Origin of the sequence: Paraprevotella xylaniphila YIT 11841, from assembly GCF_900683745.1 — a bacterium.
Taxonomy (GTDB): Bacteria; Bacteroidota; Bacteroidia; order Bacteroidales; family Bacteroidaceae; genus Paraprevotella; species Paraprevotella xylaniphila.
In genome coordinates this window covers 2,596,471-2,615,339 of sequence record NZ_LR215980.1, presented here as the reverse complement: position 1 = coordinate 2,615,339, position 18,869 = coordinate 2,596,471, and the positions used below count along the sequence as shown (strand labels likewise).

General features: G+C 50.3%; 12 protein-coding genes. 7 read left to right on the top strand and 5 right to left on the bottom strand.

Going from position 1 to position 18,869, the window contains the following annotated elements; genetic code table 11:
- The first annotated feature begins 7 nt into the window (after positions 1–7).
- The gene (locus E0E47_RS11120; RefSeq protein WP_130893707.1) at positions 8–2,449 is read left to right on the top strand and encodes a glycoside hydrolase family 31 protein; all 2,442 of its coding nucleotides are present in this window, start codon (positions 8–10) and stop codon (positions 2,447–2,449) included.
- Positions 2,450–2,528: 79 nt separating this feature from the next.
- On the opposite strand, the gene E0E47_RS11115 is transcribed toward E0E47_RS11120, so the two are convergent.
- Genes E0E47_RS11115 through E0E47_RS11105 form a run of 3 tightly spaced genes read right to left on the bottom strand, consistent with a single transcriptional unit; the run spans position 2,529 to position 5,478 of the window.
- On the bottom strand, positions 2,529–3,512 hold the full coding sequence (locus tag E0E47_RS11115; protein WP_008626693.1) for a phosphatase PAP2 family protein: 984 nt from the start codon (positions 3,510–3,512) through the stop codon (positions 2,529–2,531).
- Positions 3,503–4,540: an NAD-dependent epimerase/dehydratase family protein gene (locus E0E47_RS11110; protein ID WP_130893706.1), complete on the bottom strand. Its 1,038-nt coding sequence runs from the start codon at positions 4,538–4,540 to the stop codon at positions 3,503–3,505. Before E0E47_RS11110 ends, E0E47_RS11115 begins: the two co-directional genes overlap by 10 nt.
- Positions 4,541–4,560: 20 nt before the next feature.
- Entirely contained in the window at positions 4,561–5,478 is a 918-nt protein-coding gene (locus E0E47_RS11105) for a cation diffusion facilitator family transporter (protein WP_130893705.1), read from the bottom strand.
- Positions 5,479–5,617: 139 nt separating this feature from the next.
- On the opposite strand from E0E47_RS11105, the gene rnr reads away from it, so the two are divergent.
- From rnr to cysS, 6 genes are all read left to right on the top strand, one after another.
- Positions 5,618–7,843 carry a ribonuclease R gene (gene rnr, locus E0E47_RS11100; RefSeq protein WP_008626690.1) on the top strand — a complete coding sequence of 742 codons (2,226 nt, stop codon included), beginning with the start codon at positions 5,618–5,620 and terminating at the stop codon, positions 7,841–7,843.
- 91 nt (positions 7,844–7,934) lie between these two features.
- Positions 7,935–9,464 carry an RNA polymerase factor sigma-54 gene (gene rpoN, locus E0E47_RS11095; protein ID WP_420873308.1) on the top strand — a complete coding sequence of 510 codons (1,530 nt, stop codon included), beginning with the start codon at positions 7,935–7,937 and terminating at the stop codon, positions 9,462–9,464.
- Positions 9,461–10,078 (top strand): membrane protein, encoded by a 618-nt coding sequence (locus E0E47_RS11090; protein ID WP_008626686.1) that lies wholly within the window; start codon positions 9,461–9,463, stop codon positions 10,076–10,078. Before rpoN ends, E0E47_RS11090 begins: the two co-directional genes overlap by 4 nt.
- 32 nt (positions 10,079–10,110) lie before the next feature.
- The gene (purE, locus tag E0E47_RS11085; RefSeq protein WP_130893703.1) at positions 10,111–10,617 is read left to right on the top strand and encodes a 5-(carboxyamino)imidazole ribonucleotide mutase; all 507 of its coding nucleotides are present in this window, start codon (positions 10,111–10,113) and stop codon (positions 10,615–10,617) included.
- A gap of 10 nt (positions 10,618–10,627) precedes the next feature.
- The gene (locus E0E47_RS11080) at positions 10,628–12,502 is read left to right on the top strand and encodes a 4-hydroxy-3-methylbut-2-en-1-yl diphosphate synthase (protein WP_130893702.1); all 1,875 of its coding nucleotides are present in this window, start codon (positions 10,628–10,630) and stop codon (positions 12,500–12,502) included.
- A gap of 19 nt (positions 12,503–12,521) precedes the next feature.
- Positions 12,522–14,006 carry a cysteine--tRNA ligase gene (cysS, locus tag E0E47_RS11075; RefSeq protein WP_130893701.1) on the top strand — a complete coding sequence of 495 codons (1,485 nt, stop codon included), beginning with the start codon at positions 12,522–12,524 and terminating at the stop codon, positions 14,004–14,006.
- A gap of 230 nt (positions 14,007–14,236) precedes the next feature.
- Here cysS and E0E47_RS11070 read toward each other — a convergent pair whose 3' ends face one another.
- On the bottom strand, positions 14,237–14,422 hold the full coding sequence (locus E0E47_RS11070) for a hypothetical protein (protein ID WP_130893700.1): 186 nt from the start codon (positions 14,420–14,422) through the stop codon (positions 14,237–14,239).
- A gap of 25 nt (positions 14,423–14,447) precedes the next feature.
- Entirely contained in the window at positions 14,448–17,879 is a 3,432-nt protein-coding gene (locus tag E0E47_RS11065) for a hypothetical protein (protein WP_130893699.1), read from the bottom strand.
- Between the last annotated feature and the right edge of the window lie 990 nt (positions 17,880–18,869).

Sequence of the window (18,869 nt, the reverse complement as noted above, 5' to 3'; positions counted from 1 at the left end):
AGACAAGATGAAAAGGACAGTTTTGCTTTTTTGCGGGCTATCTTGTGCGGCCTTCGTGACTGCGCAGGATTACCAACGTACTGATTACGGCATTAAAGCCACAGTGGATGCCGTGGATGTGGAGGTACAGTTTTTTACGCCCTCTATGGTGAGAGTGGTCAAGTCGCCCCATGGCGAGAGTTTCAAGAAAGAAAGCCTGTCGGTGGTGGCTTTGCCCGAAAAGGTGGGTTTCAAAGTCGGCACCAAGGACGGTGCCATCGTGATGGGTACCAAGGAACTCCAAGTGAGCTTGGACACGTCCACCGGTGCGCTTTCCTATGAGACAGCCGATGGCAGGCACTTGCTTGCCGAGAAGCCGGCGGAGAAACCCTTCACTCCTTTTGACGATGCCGGTGATGCGACTTATAATGTATACCAGGCTTTCAAATTGGAGACTGACGAGGCCATTTACGGCTTAGGACAGTTGCAGAACGGGAAGATGTCGCAAAGAGGGCAAGTGAAGAATCTTGTGCAGGGCAACGTGGAGGATGTCAGCCCTTTCATCCAGTCTACCAAAGGATACGGGCTTTTCTGGGACAATTATTCACCTACGCTCTTTACCGACAATGCCTCGGAAACATCTTTCCGTTCGGAGGTGGGTGATTGCATGGACTATTATTTCATGTACGGCGGGGATGCCGACGGCGTAGTGGCGCAGGTTCGGCATCTTACAGGTGAAGTGCCGATGTTCCCACTTTGGACTTATGGTTACTGGCAGAGCAAGGAGCGTTATAAGAGCCAAGGGGAAACCGTGGGAGTCGTGCGCAAATACCGTGAATTAGGCGTGCCTCTCGATGGCATCATACAAGACTGGCAATATTGGGGACACAACTATTTGTGGAATGCCATGGACTTTCAGAACCCTCAATTCAATAATCCCCGGAAAATGATAGATGACGTGCATGCGATGAACGCGCACATGGCGATTTCCATCTGGTCATCGTTCGGTCCGGCTACAAAGCCTTACCGGGAGTTGGCTGATAAAGGATTGCTGTACGATTTCCGGACATGGCCTGCATCAGGGACGGAAAGTTGGCCGCCTAATATGGAATATCCTTCCGGTGTGCGGGTGTATGACGCTTATTCTCCCGAAGCCCGTGACATCTATTGGAAATACCTGAACGAGGGAATCTTCAAGCTTGGCATGGATGCATGGTGGATGGATTCTACCGAACCGGATCATCTGGATTTCAAGCCCGAAGATATGGACACGAAGACCTATATGGGGTCTTTCCGGAAAGTACGTAATGCCTATCCGCTCATGTCCGTTGGTGGAGTGTACGACCATCAGCGTGCCGTGTCGTCGGACAAACGCGTGTTCATCCTGACCCGTTCGGGCTTTTTGGGGCAGCAGCGTTACGGGGCTAATGTGTGGAGCGGCGACGTGGGCTCATCATGGGAGACCTTGCGTAAACAGGTGCCGGCCGGCTTGAATTTCTCGCTTTGCGGCATGCCCCATTGGAACAACGACATCGGTGGCTTCTTTGCCGGGCAATATAATAAGAGTTGGAACGACGGGACGGCTCCTAAGAATCCTCTTTATCAGGAGTTGTACGTGCGTTGGCTGCAATTTGGTGCCTTTACTCCGATGATGCGTTCCCACGGAGCGGATACACCCCGTGAAATATACCAGTTCGGAAAGAAGGGCGAACCCGTGTACGATGCCATTGAGAAGATGATTCGTTTGCGTTACTCGTTGTTGCCTTACATTTATTCTACGTCTTGGGAGGTCACGCACCGGCAATCTACGTTCATGCGCGCTTTGGTCATGGACTTCCCGAGAGACAAAAAGGTGTGGAATATGAATGATGAGTATATGTTCGGCAAGGCTTTCCTCGTGGCACCCGTACTTGAGGCTCAGTACACTCCCGAAAAAGTGGTGAAAGTGGACGAGGAAAGCGGTTGGAACCGCGACAATGCGGGGAAGGCTGATGAAAGGGTACACGTGGATTTCATGCAACAGAAGTCCGCAGAGGTCTATCTTCCGGCAGGGACTGCATGGTATGACTTTTGGACAAATGAGAAAATGGAGGGAGGGCGCACCGTGACACGTGCCACGACGTTCGACATCATACCTTTATATATTAAACCAGGTAGTATCGTGCCTCTCGGACCCGACGTGCAATATGCCACGGAGAAGCCGTGGGATAACCTGACTCTCCGTGTTTACCCGGGTGCTGACGGCAGTTTTGTGCTTTACGAGGACGAGTTCGACAATTACAATTACGAGAAAGGAGCTTATACAGAGATTCCCATGGCCTGGGATGATTCCTCGCGTCGTCTGACTCTGGGAGCACGCAAAGGCGAATACAAAGGCATGTTGCAATCCCGTAAGTTTACGGTGTTGCTTCCCGACGGGCGGCAAAAGGCCGTGTCTTATAATGGAAAGAAAGTTTCGGTGAAATTTTGATAAGGTGTCCTTTGTCGTGTGGCAAAGGTGGAGTCCCCGCAAGAGGCTACGTTTGCAAGCCTTTTGCGGGGTCTTTTGTTCAGGTTTCATGCCTAAGGATAAGGCTTGTCTTTTGGTATGCCCATTTGCTTAGGCAGAAAACCGGATAGGAGGCTAATATTCCGGCAATGGCATCCACTAAGTAATGTGCCTGGATATAGACTGTGGCCAGTGTCAAAAGGAGGGCGAAAGGTGATAATATGAAGAGGAAACGTTTGCTTTGCGGACGGACCAGATAGAGCAGGATAAAAGTAATGCCGATATGTGAGGAAGGAAAAGCGGCTGTCGGGCGTTCGCCGGAATCCTGCGCCCATTCGACTAAATGACAGAAAAAACCGTCGGCATAGCCCGGTGATGGGAGCATGTCGGTACGATGGCTGAAGTAGGTACCTAAAGACGGGAATATCCCGCTTTCGGCACATTCCGGGGTTATGGCCTGAAAATAGAACTGGGGTCCGGCAACGGGGAGGAATATATAGATGAGGTAAAAGATGAAAAAGGAGCACATGACAGTGAATGAGGCTTTCTCGTAATGGTTATTGCGACAGAGAAAGAAGAAAACCATGACGGCCACAATCATGGGATAATAAGAGAAATAACCCATATTTACGGCTTCGGAAAACCAAGGCCATGGGCAAAGGCGGCTGAACTCCAATGAGGGTTGGCAACTGAAAAGCACTGCATCCCATCGGGCGAATATGTGGTCCAAATTGGGAAACGTCCGGTTGAACTCGTAAGTGTCCGGATACCAGTAGCTGAGCAAAGCCATCTGTGCTGTGATGCGGATGAAAGTCATAAGTCTGCGCGGCCAAAAGAGATAGATTCTCCACAATAAGATTGTACCGAGAAAGATGTACAGACGGTCGGCCAACATGTCCCGAGGGTGGTCCATGTCCGGCCAAAGCACGAACATGGCCAAGGTCGTGAGGATGCTGTAAGTTATGGCCAACCATTCAATCGGCCATAAGCCTTTGGGTTTATTGTCGTTTCCGGTAAGCCATTGGACGGAAATTCTCATAGCCATCCCTCCTTTTTATACCAGTCCATCGTTTCTTTAACTCCTCGTGCCAAAGGGTATTCGGGACGGAAATCCAACTCTTCCACGGCCGGTTGGATGTCGCATTGCCAGTTGCGTTGGCATAGAATGTGGAATTTGTCGCGGTTAAGGGTGGTGGTGCGGCCCCGCCATGTGCTGAAGCTGCCATTTATGGCACATACGAAACGAAGGAACCATACCGGAGCCTTGATGCGGAGCATGAACGGATGTCCAAGCTCCGTGCGTATCAAGTCGCTGAATTCAGTACTGTGGTATACGTTTCCGTCGCTGATGAAAAATTCGCGCCCGATGACATCTTTTACCATGGCAGAGAAAACGGCTTGTACAAGGTCTTTCACGTAAACGAATGTGATTTCCTGCGGACGGTATCCTACGCTGAAGTCTACGTGCTGTTTGATACTTTGCGCCATGACGAAGTAGTCTTTTTCACGTGGCCCGTACACACCGGTGGGGCGGAGAATGACGTAGGGAAAATCTTTCAAAGACTTGAGATAACGTTCGGCTTCCAGCTTGCTTTCCCCGTATGCCGTGTTGGGGCGTGGCGTATCATTTTCCCGTATCGGGGCATATATCCAGGGATTGTCCGAAGTGGCGTGACGTACTGCCTGTTCGCGTATGGCACCGAACACGCTGAGGGTACTGATGAAAATAAAACGCCCGGGCGCCATGTCCAGTTCGCGGAGCGCATCGACAAAATGACGTGTTCCCTCCGTATTGGTGCGGAAAAAGTCTTCACGTCGGATACATTTGGTGGCTCCGGCTGCATGTACGATGACATCCCAACCTCCGAATTCGGCTTTGCATGCCGCCAGTTGGGGGCGTAGGATTTCAGGATGTTCCATGTCTAATTCGACGAAACGGATTCGGGAGTCCTGAAGATAGTTCCGGCTACTGGTGGCGCGCATGCCTGCCCATATCACGTGTCCTTCCGTCAGTCCCTTTTCAACGATAAAACTACCGATGAAGCCGCTTGCTCCTGTTACTAATATTTTCATACGCGTTTGTTCTATTTGTTTTATTTCCTGTAAGTTCCGTCGGCATCCTTCACAGGCTCCACATGGATGCCCACATGGGTTTCATTTCCGTATTTCTCTTTCAATTTGTTTTCTATGACCGATGCCTTGGCGTGTGCTTCATACAAAGTCAAATGCCCGTCCATCCGGACGTGCATCTCTATGGCATAGTGGTTGCCGATGCGGCGTGTGCGCAAATTGTGTATGGCCGATACTCCCGGTGTGTTCTCCGCAATGAGGCAGATTTCCTTTTCTATTTCGTCCGGCAATGATTTTTCAGTCAGCTCGTCCACGCACGGTTTCAAGAGTTGGACGGACACCTTCATGATGAAGAAACTCACGATTACAGCAGCCATGGGGTCGAGCACGCTCCATGATTCGCCCAGGGCTATGGCCCCTCCGATGCCCATGGCTGTTCCAATGGAAGAGAAAGCATCGCTACGGTGATGCCAGGCGTTGGCTATGACTGCGCTGGAATTGATTTTGCGTCCCACGTGAATGGTGTAACGGTATATCAGTTCTTTGGAGACGATGGAGATGATGGCTCCTGCGAAAGCAAGCATGCCCGGGACAGGAAGACGGCCTCCTTGCCATACGGTTTGGATGGCTCGCAGTCCGTTCCAACAAATGCCTGCGCCTACGGCAAAAAGTACAATACCGATTATTGCCGTGGCTAACGTCTCATATTTGCCATGGCCGTAATCGTGATTTTTATCTTGCGGTTTATTGGAAATACGTGTGAAGATGAGCACGACGATGTCGGTTGCAAAATCAGATAAAGAATGTACGGCATCGGCTATCATGGCCGCGCTGTGCCCCAGGATTCCGGCTATGAGCTTGAATACGACTAACAGAAAGTTGACAAAACTTCCTGCCCATGTAACTTGATAGATGGCTTTTTCCCGTTCGGTTAGTTTCATTGGTCTGTTGGCTTATGAAAAAGAAAGAACAAAGATAAGCATTTTCAGAAAAAATAAGAGATAAAAGAGGAGCGGAATGAATAAATATGCTTAACTTGCAGAAAGATTACAGATAACAAACCTCTAAAATATCAAATTTATGGGAAAAACAGGAAAGAAGGGCGGCAAGCGCCTGAAGAAAAAAGAACTGGCGAAAATGTTAATGGAACTTTTTCAAAATAATCCCGCCGAGGTTTACGACATTAAACGTATATTCAGAGACTTGAAACTGGACACGCATCCTGCCAAGTTGCTTTGTATGGACTTGTTGGAAGATTTGGCGATGGATGATTATATAAAAGAAACAGAGAAGCTGCATTTTCGCTTGAATACCACGGGGCAAGTGTTTGAAGCCATATTCAATCGCAAAGCGAACGGTAAAAACACCGTGACCCCGTTGGATGGAGGAGAGCCTGTCCTTGTGGCCGAACGGAACTCTTTGCACGCCATGGGAGGAGACAAGGTGAAAGTGACTTTGTTAGCCCGCAGGAAGCATCATGTACGCGAGGCACAAGTGGTCGAGATTCTCGAAAGGAACGACAAGTCGTTTGTCGGAAAGTTGGAAGTGCGTAAGGATTTTGCTTTCCTGCTCACCGAAGACCGTACGTTGGCCAACGACATATTTATTCCTAAAAAAGCGTTGAAAGGTGGTAAAAGCGGAGATAAGGCTGTGGTGAAGATTACCGAATGGCCCGAACATGCCAAGAATCCGATAGGTAAGGTCGTGGATATATTGGGGCAGAGTGGAGACAATACCACGGAAATGCACTCCATTTTGGCCGAATACGGCTTACCTTATGCTTATCCCAAGTCTGTGGAAGATGAGGCTGAGAAGATTGACCCGGGCATCACTGCCGAAGAAATCGGGCTGCGTGAGGACCTGCGTGAGGTGACGACTTTTACCATCGACCCGAGGGATGCCAAGGATTTCGACGATGCGATTTCCATTCGTAAAACGGACGACGGATTGTGGGAGGTAGGAGTACATATCGCAGATGTCTCGCATTATGTAAAAGAGGGGAGCGTTATAGACAAAGAAGCTGTGAAGCGTGCCACTAGTGTGTATTTGGTAGACCGGACGATTCCGATGCTGCCTGAACGTTTGTGCAATTTCATCTGTTCTTTACGTCCGAATGAAGAGAAGTTGACTTATAGCGTCGTGTTTAAATTGGACGACAAGGCTGTAGTCAAAGACTGGCATCTGGCTCATACTGTCATTAAGAGTGACCGCCGTTTTACGTATGAAGAAGTACAGAAGGTGTTGGAAGACCATAAAGAAGCTTCGCCTGAAGACTATAAGATGCCGGGCGACCATGAGGCAGATCCGAACTTTAACGGGCCGGATGTGTTGCCGGCCGAACATTTTGCCACGGAATTGATTACATTGAACCGCTTGGCCAAACAACTTCGTGCCCGGCGCTTTGAGCATGGCTCCATCAATTTCGACCGTAGTGAGGTACGTTTTGACATAGACGATAAGGGCAAGCCGATAGGAGTGTATTTCAAGGTGGCGAAAGATGCGAATAAATTGGTGGAAGAGTTTATGTTGCTGGCCAATCGTACAGTAGCCGAGAGCGTGGGGAAGCAGCCTAAAAATAAAAAGCCCAAGACACTGCCCTACCGTGTACATGATTTGCCGGATCAGGACAAACTGATTAATCTGAGTGAGTTTATTGTGAAATTCGGCTATAAACTGAAACCGACAGGGTCTAAGGAAGAGGTGGCCAAAGGATTGAACAAGCTATTGACCGACATTCAGGGGAAGAAAGAGCAAAATCTGATAGAAACCGTTTCGTTGCGGGCCATGATGAAGGCACGTTATAGTACGCATAATATCGGGCATTACGGGTTGGCTTTTGATTACTATACGCATTTTACTTCCCCTATCCGCCGTTATCCTGACGTGATGGTGCATCGGTTGCTGACGCGGTATGCTGACGGAGGGCGCAGTGCCAGCCAGGACAAGTATGAAGAGTTGTGTGAACATTGCAGCGCGATGGAGCAGTTGGCAGCCAGTGCCGAGCGTGCCAGTATCAAGTATAAGCAGGTGGAATTCATGAGCGACAAGTTGGGGCAAGTGTTTGAAGGAACTGTCAGCGGTGTGACGGAGTTCGGCCTGTATGTGGAAATCAATGAGAATAAATGTGAAGGTATGGTACCCTTGCGTGATTTGGATGACGATTATTATGAATTCGACGAGCGTAACTACTGCTTGTGGGGACGCAAGCACCATCATCGTTATTCTCTGGGGGATACGGTACAAGTAAAAGTTGTGAAAGCCAATTTGGAAAAGAAGCAATTGGATTATGCTTTGGTCAGGGAATGAGAGGGCGGAATCCAATCATTTGTCTGAATATATTTGGCATTTTTCGGGTCATACGCTAACTTTGCAACGGAAAACGTCTCATTAAACGTGTATATATATGTCACAGAAATTAGTTCAGTCTCAATCTATGCAGCAGGTCCAGACGCTGTCCCCGCAGCAGGTGCTGCAGGTGCGGTTGTTGGAAATGCCTGTTTCAGAACTGGAACAACGTGTGAAAAACGAATTGATAGATAACGGAGCGTTGGAAGAGAGTCTGGGGAGTTCCGAGGATGCCGATACTTCTTCGGAAGATGTCTATGACGGTACAGATGATACAGAGTCGGCCGGGGGCGAAGCTTCTGGGTTGGACGGTGGTTTGCCTTCCGATGAATATCGTCCGGCTGAGGTACGGCAGGCGATGGACGATTATCGCACACCGGACGATGTGCCGGACTATCTGTTGCAGGAACGAGGAGGGAAAGACCGTCCGGAAACGATGGATTATGGCGATACGACATCTTTTTACGAACAGATGACGGAGCAGATGAACGAATGTGACCTGACACCGCGTGAACGGGAATTGATGGCTTATCTTATCGGTTCGTTGGAAAATGACGGCCTGTTGAAAAAGAAACTTTCCACGTTGGCGGACGAGTTGGAGATTTATGCAGGAATACAGACTACGGAGTCGGAACTGGAAGCAGTGTTGGCTCGGTTGCAGACTTTCGACCCTCCCGGAATCGGGGCACGCGATTTGAGAGAATGCCTTTTGTTGCAACTCCGTCGGGATGAACATCGCGGAAGCCGGCAAAAGCAGTTGGAATATGAAATTATCGACAAGCTGTTTGATGAATTTACCCATAAACGTTGGGACAGGATTGCCGCTCGCTTGCATTTGACAGAAGCAGAGTGCGAGCGTTTGCAGAGAGATTTAAAGAAACTCAATCCGCGTCCGGGGAGTGCCATGGGCGAGGTGGTAGGACATAATTACCAACAAATCGTGCCGGACTTTGCCGTAGAGACCGATGATGACGGGGGAATTACCCTTTCTTTCAATAAAGGCGATGTGCCGGAGTTACGTATCAGTCCTTCGTTCATGGAAATCCTTCATCAGGTAGACACCGGACGCGCAAAGTTAAGTCGGCCGGAACGGGAAGCTTTGCAATATACTCGTCAGAAGATAGAAAAAGCACAGGGATTCATCGAGGCTGTGAAACAGCGTCGGCGTACGTTGACCGCTGTCATGCAGGCTATTATTGATTGGCAGCGTCCTTTCTTTCTGGAAGGAGATGAGACTTTGTTGCGCCCGATGATATTGAAGGATGTGGCCGAGCGTACGGGATTGGATATCTCTACCGTATCCCGTGCTGCCAACAGTAAATATGTGGAGACCCATTACGGGACTTATCCGCTCAAATGGTTCTTTAGCGACGGTTATGTGACAGGTGACGGGCAGGAGATTGCCACCCGTAAGATTCAGGCCGCTTTGAAGGATTTGGTAGAGGCGGAAGACAAGAAGAAGCCGCTGAGCGATGAGGCGTTGACGGCGATGTTGAATGAAAAAGGCTTTCCCATTGCGCGGCGCACGGTGGCCAAATACCGGGAACAACTGGGGATACCTGTAGCACGGTTAAGGCGATGAGATATAGGAATCTTATTCTATCGGCTCGTTTATTGTCGGTCGTTTTTAGGCCGTATCATGCGCCTATTGTGGGATTTGTGTCTTTGTTCACGTTTACTTACTTGAGCCTGTTGCCGTTGTTTTATAAGCTGACCATTTTGTGTATGGTTTATGTTTTCACCATATTGTTGCCTCGCTTGTGTATTTACGTATATCGTAAACTGAACGGATGGGCACCGGTGCAACTGCGTTTGCGGGAGAACCGCGCCATACCTTATATATTGTTCATCCTGTCTTACGTGGCCTGTCTCCATTTGATGTTCCGTATGCACATGCCGCGTTATATGTGCGGTATTTTAGTGTCGGCTTTGCTGATACAGATGGTATGCGTCATAGTGAATGTGTGGTGGAAAATCAGTATGCATTCGGCCGGGGCAGGCGGCGTGATAGGCGCGTTGGTGGCTTATTCGGTACTGTTCATGTTCAATCCTGTTTGGTGGCTGTGTGTTACGGTACTGATTTCAGGAGCTGTGGGGACAGCACGCATGTTGCTCCGTCAGCATAGTCTGGCGCAAGTGGTGGCCGGTACTCTCGTGGGAGTGGTTTGCGGTTTTGCCGGTATAATTTTATTATAGGAAATGAGTTCAATTAAAAATTCAGATAAGTCATGAAACCAGTTGTAAGTATTATCATGGGCAGTACGTCCGACCTTCCGGTGATGGAAAAGGCTGCCAAGTTCTTCGACGAGATGGAAATCCCTTTTGAGATGAACGCTTTGTCGGCTCATCGGACACCGGTCGAGGTGGAAGCATTTGCCAAAGAGGCTGCCGGACGCGGCCTGAAAGTAATTATTGCGGGAGCGGGGATGGCGGCTGCTTTGCCTGGTGTGATAGCGGCCAACACGACGTTGCCCGTCATCGGGGTTCCTATCAAGGGGATGTTGGACGGCTTGGATGCCATGCTTTCCATTATCCAGATGCCTCCCGGCATACCGGTGGCTACGGTGGGTGTAAACGGAGCGCAGAATGCTGCCATTCTGGCCGCACAGATGCTGTCGTTGGCTGATGAAGGATTGGCTTTGCGTTTGGCGGGTTATAAAGAAAGCCTGAAGCAGAAGATTGTAAAGGCCAATACGGAATTGGCCGATGTGAAGTATAAGTTTAAGTGCAATTAAAGACAGACGGATGAACTTGTTCGATTACCGACGCAGGGAGACCGGTGAAGTGCAGATTGGCGGTACGCCGTTGGGCGGGAACCATCCGATTCGGGTGCAGAGCATGACGAACACTTCAACGATGGATACCGAGGCCTGTGTGGCTCAGACGTTACGCATTGCCGAAGCCGGAGGAGATTATGTACGTCTGACGACCCAAGGGGTGCGTGAGGCCGAGAACTTGCGGAACATCAACGCCGGTGTACGTGCGGCAGGCTGTGCGGTACCTTTGGTGGCCGACGTGCATTTCAATCCGAAAGTGGCCGACGTGGCAGCTTTGTATGCTGAGAAGGTACGTATTAATCCCGGAAACTATGTGGACGCAGCCCGTACGTTCAAGCATCTTGAATATACGGACGAAGAATATGCGCAGGAGTTGAAAAAGATTGAGGAACGTTTCGTGCCTTTCCTACGCATTTGCCGTGAGAACCATACGGCTATCCGCATCGGGGTGAACCACGGTTCGCTGAGCGACCGCATCATGAGCCGCTATGGGGATACGCCGGAAGGTATTGTGGAGAGTTGCATGGAGTTCCTGCGCATTTGTGTGAAGGAAGGTTTTAAGGACGTGGTGGTGTCCATCAAAGCCAGCAACACGGTGGTGATGGTACGTAGTGTGCGTTTGTTGGTCGATGCCATGGAGCGTGAAGGAATGTGTTTTCCTTTGCATTTGGGTGTGACCGAAGCCGGTGACGGTGAGGACGGACGTATCAAGAGCGCTGTGGGCATCGGGGCTTTGTTGGCGGACGGTATCGGTGACACAGTCCGTGTGTCATTGAGCGAAGCTCCGGAGGCTGAAATTCCGGTGGCACGTAAGTTGGTGGATTATGTGCTCCGTCGGGACGGTGCCATGATGATACCGGCAGCCGAAGCGGAGGATTTCGATTACTTAAATCCCGTACGGCGGAAAACGCGGGCCGTGCGTAATATCGGAGGAGATCATGTGCCGGTTGTCGTGGCCGACCGTATGGATTTGGCTGCTTCCGGCAGGTTGAAGGGCTTCAAAGCCCATCCCGATTTTCGTCCCGACTACATTTATTGCGGCCGTAACCTGCCTCCCGTGGAAGAGCGTGAGGGGGATTATATCGTGGATGCGGATGTCTGGACTGGTGAACCCGGTACGTATCCGGCTTTTCCTTATAACATGCTGCCTTTCATGAGCCAGTGTACAGCCGATTTGAAGTTTCTTTTCCTTTCATACGGGGCTTTGAATGAAGAGGTGCGTGCCTGCCTGAAATATCATCCGGAGGTGGTGGTGATTTCCCAAAGCAACCATCAGAACCGTTTGGGCGAGCATCGTGCCTTGGTGCACGAACTGACGCGCGAAGGTTTGCAGAACCCCGTGGTCATTTTCCAGCAGTACGCCCACGGGCAGGAGGAAAAGGAGGATTTCCAGATAGAGAGTGCAGCCGACATGGGTGCCTTGCTCTTCGACGGGCTTTGCGACGGCCTGTACCTATATAATAATGGTACGTTGGATCATCGCGATATAGACGCCACCGCATTCGGCATCCTTCAGGCTGCCCGTTTGCGGACGACCAAGACGGAATATATCTCTTGTCCCGGTTGTGGGCGTACGCTCTACGACCTGCAAGACACGATAGCGCGCATCAAGGCGGCCACCGGGCATCTGAAAGGCTTGAAGATTGGCATCATGGGCTGCATCGTGAACGGTCCCGGTGAGATGGCCGATGCTGATTACGGTTATGTAGGGGCTGCGCGCGGCAAGGTCAGCTTGTATAAGAAAAAAGAATGTGTGGAGCGGAACATTCCGGCGGAAGAAGCCGTGGAGAAGCTGCTCCGTCTGATCCGGGAAAACGGAGACGACCCGGAATATGCATCATAGACCATCAAATACATTGATTATGGAACAAAAATTGTTTATCTATAATACGCTTTCCCGTAAGAAGGAAGAGTTCAAGCCCATCACGCCGGGGCGTGTCGGGATGTATGTCTGCGGACCGACGGTGTATGGGGATGCCCATTTGGGACATGCCCGTCCGGCCATTACGTTCGACCTGCTGTTCCGTTACTTGCAGCATATCGGCTATAAAGTACGCTATGTGCGTAATATTACGGATGTGGGGCATTTGGAGCACGATGCCGACGAAGGCGAAGACAAGATTGCCAAGAAGGCCCGTTTGGAGGAATTGGAGCCGATGGAGGTGGCACAATACTACACGAACCGTTTCCATGCGGCCATGGAGGCTCTGAATGTGTTGCCGCCCAGCATCGAACCACATGCCACCGGGCATATTATCGAGCAGATAGAACTGGTGAAGGAAATCTTGGATAACGGTTATGCCTACGTCAGTGAGGGCAGCGTGTACTTCGACGTGGAGAAGTACAACAAGACGCACCATTACGGCAAGCTTTCCGGACGTAACTTAGAGGATGTCATCAACAACTCCCGGGCTTTGGACGGCGTGGGAGAGAAGCATAACCAAGTGGATTTCGCTTTATGGAAGTGCGCCCAACCGCAGCATATCATGCGTTGGCCCAGTCCGTGGAGCAACGGTTTCCCCGGTTGGCATTGCGAGTGTACGGCCATGGGCCGCAAGTACTTGGGCGACCATTTCGACATTCACGGTGGAGGAATGGACCTGATTTTCCCCCATCATGAGTGTGAAATCGCACAAGCCGTGGCTAGTCAGGGTAGCGACATGGTGAACTATTGGATGCACAACAACATGATTACCATCAATGGGCAGAAGATGGGCAAGAGCTTGGGTAACTTCATTACGTTGGCACAGTTCTTCAGCGGCGGGCACGAGAGCCTGACGCAGGCTTACAGCCCGATGACTATCCGCTTCTTCATCCTTCAGGCTCATTATCGCAGTACGGTGGATTTCAGCAATGAAGCCTTGCAGGCCAGTGAGAAAGGATTGTCCCGCCTGATGGAGGGCGTGGCCAATCTGAAGCGGATTACCCCGACAGCCGGTGGCAGCGTAGGGATGGCGTATGTGGACGAACTTCGCCGGAAGTGCTACGAGGCGATGGACGACGACCTGAATTCACCCATCGTCATCAGCCACTTGTTCGATGCCTGCCGTGTCATCAACACGGTGGTAGACCGGAAAGCCACGATGTCCGCTGACGTATTGGCCGCCTTGGCCGAAGTGTTCCATACCTTTGCATTCGACATTCTTGGCCTGAAAGAAGAGACGGGGGGCGGAAGCGGACGCGAGGAAGCTTTCGGCAAAGTGGTGGATATGCTTTTGGAACAGCGTATGATAGCCAAAGCCAATAAGGATTGGGCTACCAGTGATAAAATCCGCGACAATCTGGCCGCTTTGGGCTTTGAGGTGAAAGATACGAAAGACGGTTTTACTTGGAAGCTGAATAAGTAGGGGGTCGGGTCTTCTTTTCCGGTCATGCCGGATGGATAGGAATTGCGCACGTAAGGGGGATGCCTTTACGTGCGCAGTTTGTTTTGCAGGTTGGCAGTTTAGGGATTGTTTCGTTGTCGGGGCATTCCATCTTGCCGGAACGGCTTGGACATAGAAAGGGGCAGCCCTTCCTTGGACTGCCCCAAAACCGGGAACTCCTTGTAGTACCGTTCCTCTTCGGTCGGGAAACCTTAAAACTCGTTACCCCAGATGTCTGTGAACTTCTCCATGTTGGTCAACACCTCAATGTTCCCGTCAGCAGGGTCATCGAAACGGGAAGGGTTGCCGGGGCTGGTTGCCATCATCCGGTCAGTTTCCACATGGCATATTGAAATCTCCGGTTGGATATATTTGCTCTTTTCCATAATCTTTTTCATTGTTTTTGGTTTTTAAATCTTTGGTTTATTTTACGGCTTTCTTTGTGCCGTTCACGATGTAGATGCCTTTGGAGAGGCCTTCGAGGGCCTGGCCTAACTTCACGTTCTCGCGTACGAGTATGCCGTTGAGGTCGTACACGTTCACCAAGGCATCTTCTGCCACGATGCCATCGATGCCCGTTCCGATGCCCGGGAGGAGCAAGGCCACGATGTTGGCTTCGGCCACGTCTGCGTTGATGTAGGCACGGTAAGGCTTAATGGTCGGTTCGCTGCCTGCCATCACCTTGTAGAACCCTACTTTGCCCTCTTGGTTTTGGAGTACGTAAGTGTTGGCAACGGCTTTTTGCTGTGTGAACGTACCCGTCATCAGTCCGGTTGCATATTGGTCTTTCAGGGCCGTACCGTATTCGGAGAAGTCGTAGGTGTCTCCCTCCTTGCCTTTTACGATGTACGGTGTGTGGGCTTCGATACTTTCAGCTTTTTCCAATACCAATGCCGTGGATGTTCCTACCGGAACTTCTGTGCCTGTGCAACTGTACACTTCAAAACCTTGCGGGATTTCTGCGTCGAACGGCAGGATGAGCGTGCACCAACCTGCGGCCGTGATGGACAAGGTCACGTTGGCTTTTTCCGCTTTCACGAGAGATAGGTCGGAAAGGTCGTTGGTGGTGAACAAGTCGTCGTTGCCTGTACTTCCGAAATTGTTTCCGTGTTTGGTGTTCTTCAATTTGTATACACCGTCTCCGGCCAGTAAGACTTCCACAGGAAGTGCTTTTTCTGCCTCTTCCGTCACGCGGATGCGGTCATGCCTTGTGCTCGCGTTGTTCCCGTCCATATACCCTGCTAAGGCTTGTGTACTGAAATAGCGGGTATTACCCTCTTCGTCGGTGAAACTGATAGTGTATTGGTTCTTTTGTCCCTCCACAGGAGTGAACTTGAGAGCCTGTGCGTAGTTGACATCCACGATGTGCGACCATTTGAGGTTGTACTCTCCATCGTTGATTTTATCCGTGCTATAAATGGGAGACAGGGCATTGTTCTTGTACCCGAAGCCTTCCGTGATATTGACCATGCAGAAGAGTTCATCTTCTTTCGGGGCGTTGAGTGTCGGGTTCTTCAATGCTTGCATTGCTTCTTCCAGTGCCTTGGTGGCTGCTTCTATCTCATCGACTTTTTCTGATGAATTGTAGATGTTGTTGGCTTTGTTAAAGACATCGTCGAATGCATCTATGGCCGTTTCCGGGATTTGGAAAGCTTCCGTGCCTACGTTGGTTTCGGTATCCATGTTGCCTGCCTCCTCTAATTTGGCATAGAGGGCTTCTTTGGCTTTGGCAGAGGCTTCAGCGTCTGTCAGTTGGGAGAGGTATTGCAACTGGATGTTGGTGATTCCAATCCAGTTAGCCCCACCGATATTCAAGCCGAAAGTCAGTTTGTGCTCATCTACTATCACGTCGTCGATGACCGGTTGGGTATAGAGGTTTGTGGTGTTATCCAACGCCACTTCCTTGTCGTTGGCCGTGAACGAAGTCTTGCCATTTTCAGACGTGAAAGTGTATGCCGAAATCTTGTAATGGCCGTTGGGAAGTTCGTTCAACGTGTAAGTCAGCGTACCCGTGAAGTCCACACCGTCATTCCATGCTTCGATGAACCCCGTCTTGTAAAGTCCTAAATCAGCATTGTTTTTGGAAGCGTCGTCTTTCTTGTATTGGTAGTTGTCGAGATGTGTGTATTCGGCAGAGAAGTTGTTGGTCCATCCGTTCTTGGAGTTGCCTACTTCGGCCACGAGGAATGCGTAGTCAAAAGGATAACCCGTTTCTGGTTCTGCATTCAGTAAATAGGTCTGACATGCAGCCTGCAAGGTTTGGGTGGCTTCTTGGATGGCTTCAACCATGGTGGCTGCGTCCAAGGCAGCTTGGGCATCGGTCATGGCCTTTTGGAATGCCTGTTTTACGCTTTCTTCCGCACTTGAGTGGTTGGCATAGCCTTGACACGTTGCCATGAGGGCTTTGAAAGCCTCGGTGGCCGGAACTGCTTGCTCTGCCAGGGCAATGGCTTGCGTCAATGCCGTAATGGCTGCGTTCAGGCTTTCTTCCGTGTCTTGGGCATTATTGCCTTGGGTGATGGCTGCATTTACGATGGCTGCAATGCCTTTGGGGCAGTTTGCCACACAGGCTTGGGCTGCCGTGAGTTTTTCCTGCAGCAAGGCTTTCAGCACATCCGTTCCGACGGAAGTGGAGACGTACAGCAACTTGAAGTCAGATATGCTGCACCACTCATGTAGTGCTGTGGAAGAAGATTTCGCGGTGATATTGAGCTTGCCGTCGATTATGGAAAGGGTTACTTTGCCGTAGGTCCATCCGCGTCCCTTGTCGTCGTTGGCAAAGGACTTCCCGGCCTCGATGCCGGCAGCCACGTTTTCCCATTCCGTGCCGTCGGTGGCTATCGTGCCCCCTGTGTCTCCATTCGATGGGAATGTGACAGATTGGCCGTTAGCTGTGAGGGTCATCGTGGCGTTAACGGATGAGCGTCCCGTAGCCGTAAGGATGTACTGGCCCTTGGGCACGATGATGGCTTGTGAGATGCTGCTTTCCCAACCGGTTGCTCCCCAATTGCAAGGTTCGATGTATTTTGTGCCAGAATTGCCGTCCCAATGCTGGCCGCTATTGGTGCCTACCGTGCCGGATGTCGTCCATCCGGGGACGCAGGAACCGTTTGCCGAGGCGATGTATCCGGTCAGGTCCAATGGGTTGCTTTCGCTCACGTTCTCTACTTTATAGAGGCGAAGGTTGTCCCAGGCGATGTCCGAACGTCCGCTGTTTTTCATGTTCTGTACGAGGGAGATGGTTACGGTGGTGGGTTCCGTCACGGTAAACATCGTGCCTAATTCATTCCATCCGGCGTTGACCATGTAAGTGTCGTTCCCAGGGTTGGAACCATTGTTTGCTATGGAATAAGCCCGTCTTACGGCAGGATTTTCTCCCAAAAGGTTTGAGGCTGCATCGTTCACTTTGATGCCGATGGTCGTACCGTTATTGTCCGCATTGTTGTGGTTGGAATAGTCTGCCGCCTTATAGTCGATGACGGCATAATAAGTTCCGGTAGGCAGTTCTTTCGAAGTGGTGGTCTTCAGCTCGGAGTCCTTGTTGCCCCATCCTTGCCGATTGAAGTAATAATAGGTGCCCTCTGTCGGTTTGATTTTGCCTGAACCGTCGGCAGGGAAACCCGTGGCCGAGCCGCTTGCCTCGCTCTCCACCTGGTAATTGCTCATCGAGGCGACTTCCCATCCGTACAGGCCATTTTCAAGCGTGGTCTTTACCGCCACGTCGGTTGAACCATCCGCAGTTTTTAAAGTCTCAAAAGATGGATTGACGAGATACTCCTTAGTGACATCAGTCTGGGCTTGTGCGATGCCCAATGCTGAGCAGAAAACCCATACACTTAGTACTTGTTTTTTCATTTGGTTTAAGAAATTAGTTAATGTTTTATATGAAACTCACTGGTGTTCGTTAATAGGTTGATGAGGCTGTTTTTCCGGCGTGTTTTTCAGTCGCTCTCTTAGGGAGAGATAAACCGATACTGGCAAGAATTTAAGTGTCACCGCTGCAAATGTATGGATTTACAACGACATAAACAATAAATCGGGACATTTTTTTCGTGTTTCTCCTCATAATTTTGTTTTCGTTTACGTACACAGTATTTTGTAATACAATACTGCTTTGCTTATAAGCTGCTGTCTGTGAATTTATTGTACGCGACAATCTATCTCTCCCTAAGAGATAAACCGTTTTCATCTCCGCTTGAAAATATTTAGCCATGCGAGGGCGTATCCATAAAATGCAATGTCTTCTTTCGGGCATTGAAAGCCGTGCCGGGGGCAAACGGGAAGTCGGAGGCTTACAAATTGACAGAATGTTAAAGAGGCAGGTGCGAGATTCGCGTATTTACGGGCAAGGTGGAGGGGAGCGCGGAAAACTCGAGTATTTCGGAGGCGGGGTTTTGACATCCGGGACGGTTTCGGGCATAATGGCTTACAAGGCACGGGGCGGTATGCGGTACACGGTTTACAAAACGGACTCCCAAGTTAATGCAATGGGGAAAACGCTTACTTTTTGATTCCGGTTTTAACGTTTCGGGGACGGGGCAACGGGGAGGAAAAAGCCGGTCACGGCAGGCCGGACAGACACTCCCAAGGTGTTTTCAGGGCAAAAAACATGGACTGAAAAATCGTTTGCCGCAGATTGAAATTTCTCTTTCAGCCGAATGGAAAATTATTCGGCTGAGAAAAATCGGAAAAATGGGGTAGAAATGTTTCCATATGGCAGTTCCGTCAATCCCTTTTTAAGGAATACCGTTCTAAATGCCCCGTTTCTTCTATCCTTTCCATACGGATAAAACGCCTGAAAACTATCATTTTGCACAGTGCTATGGGCGTATAATGGCCAAAATG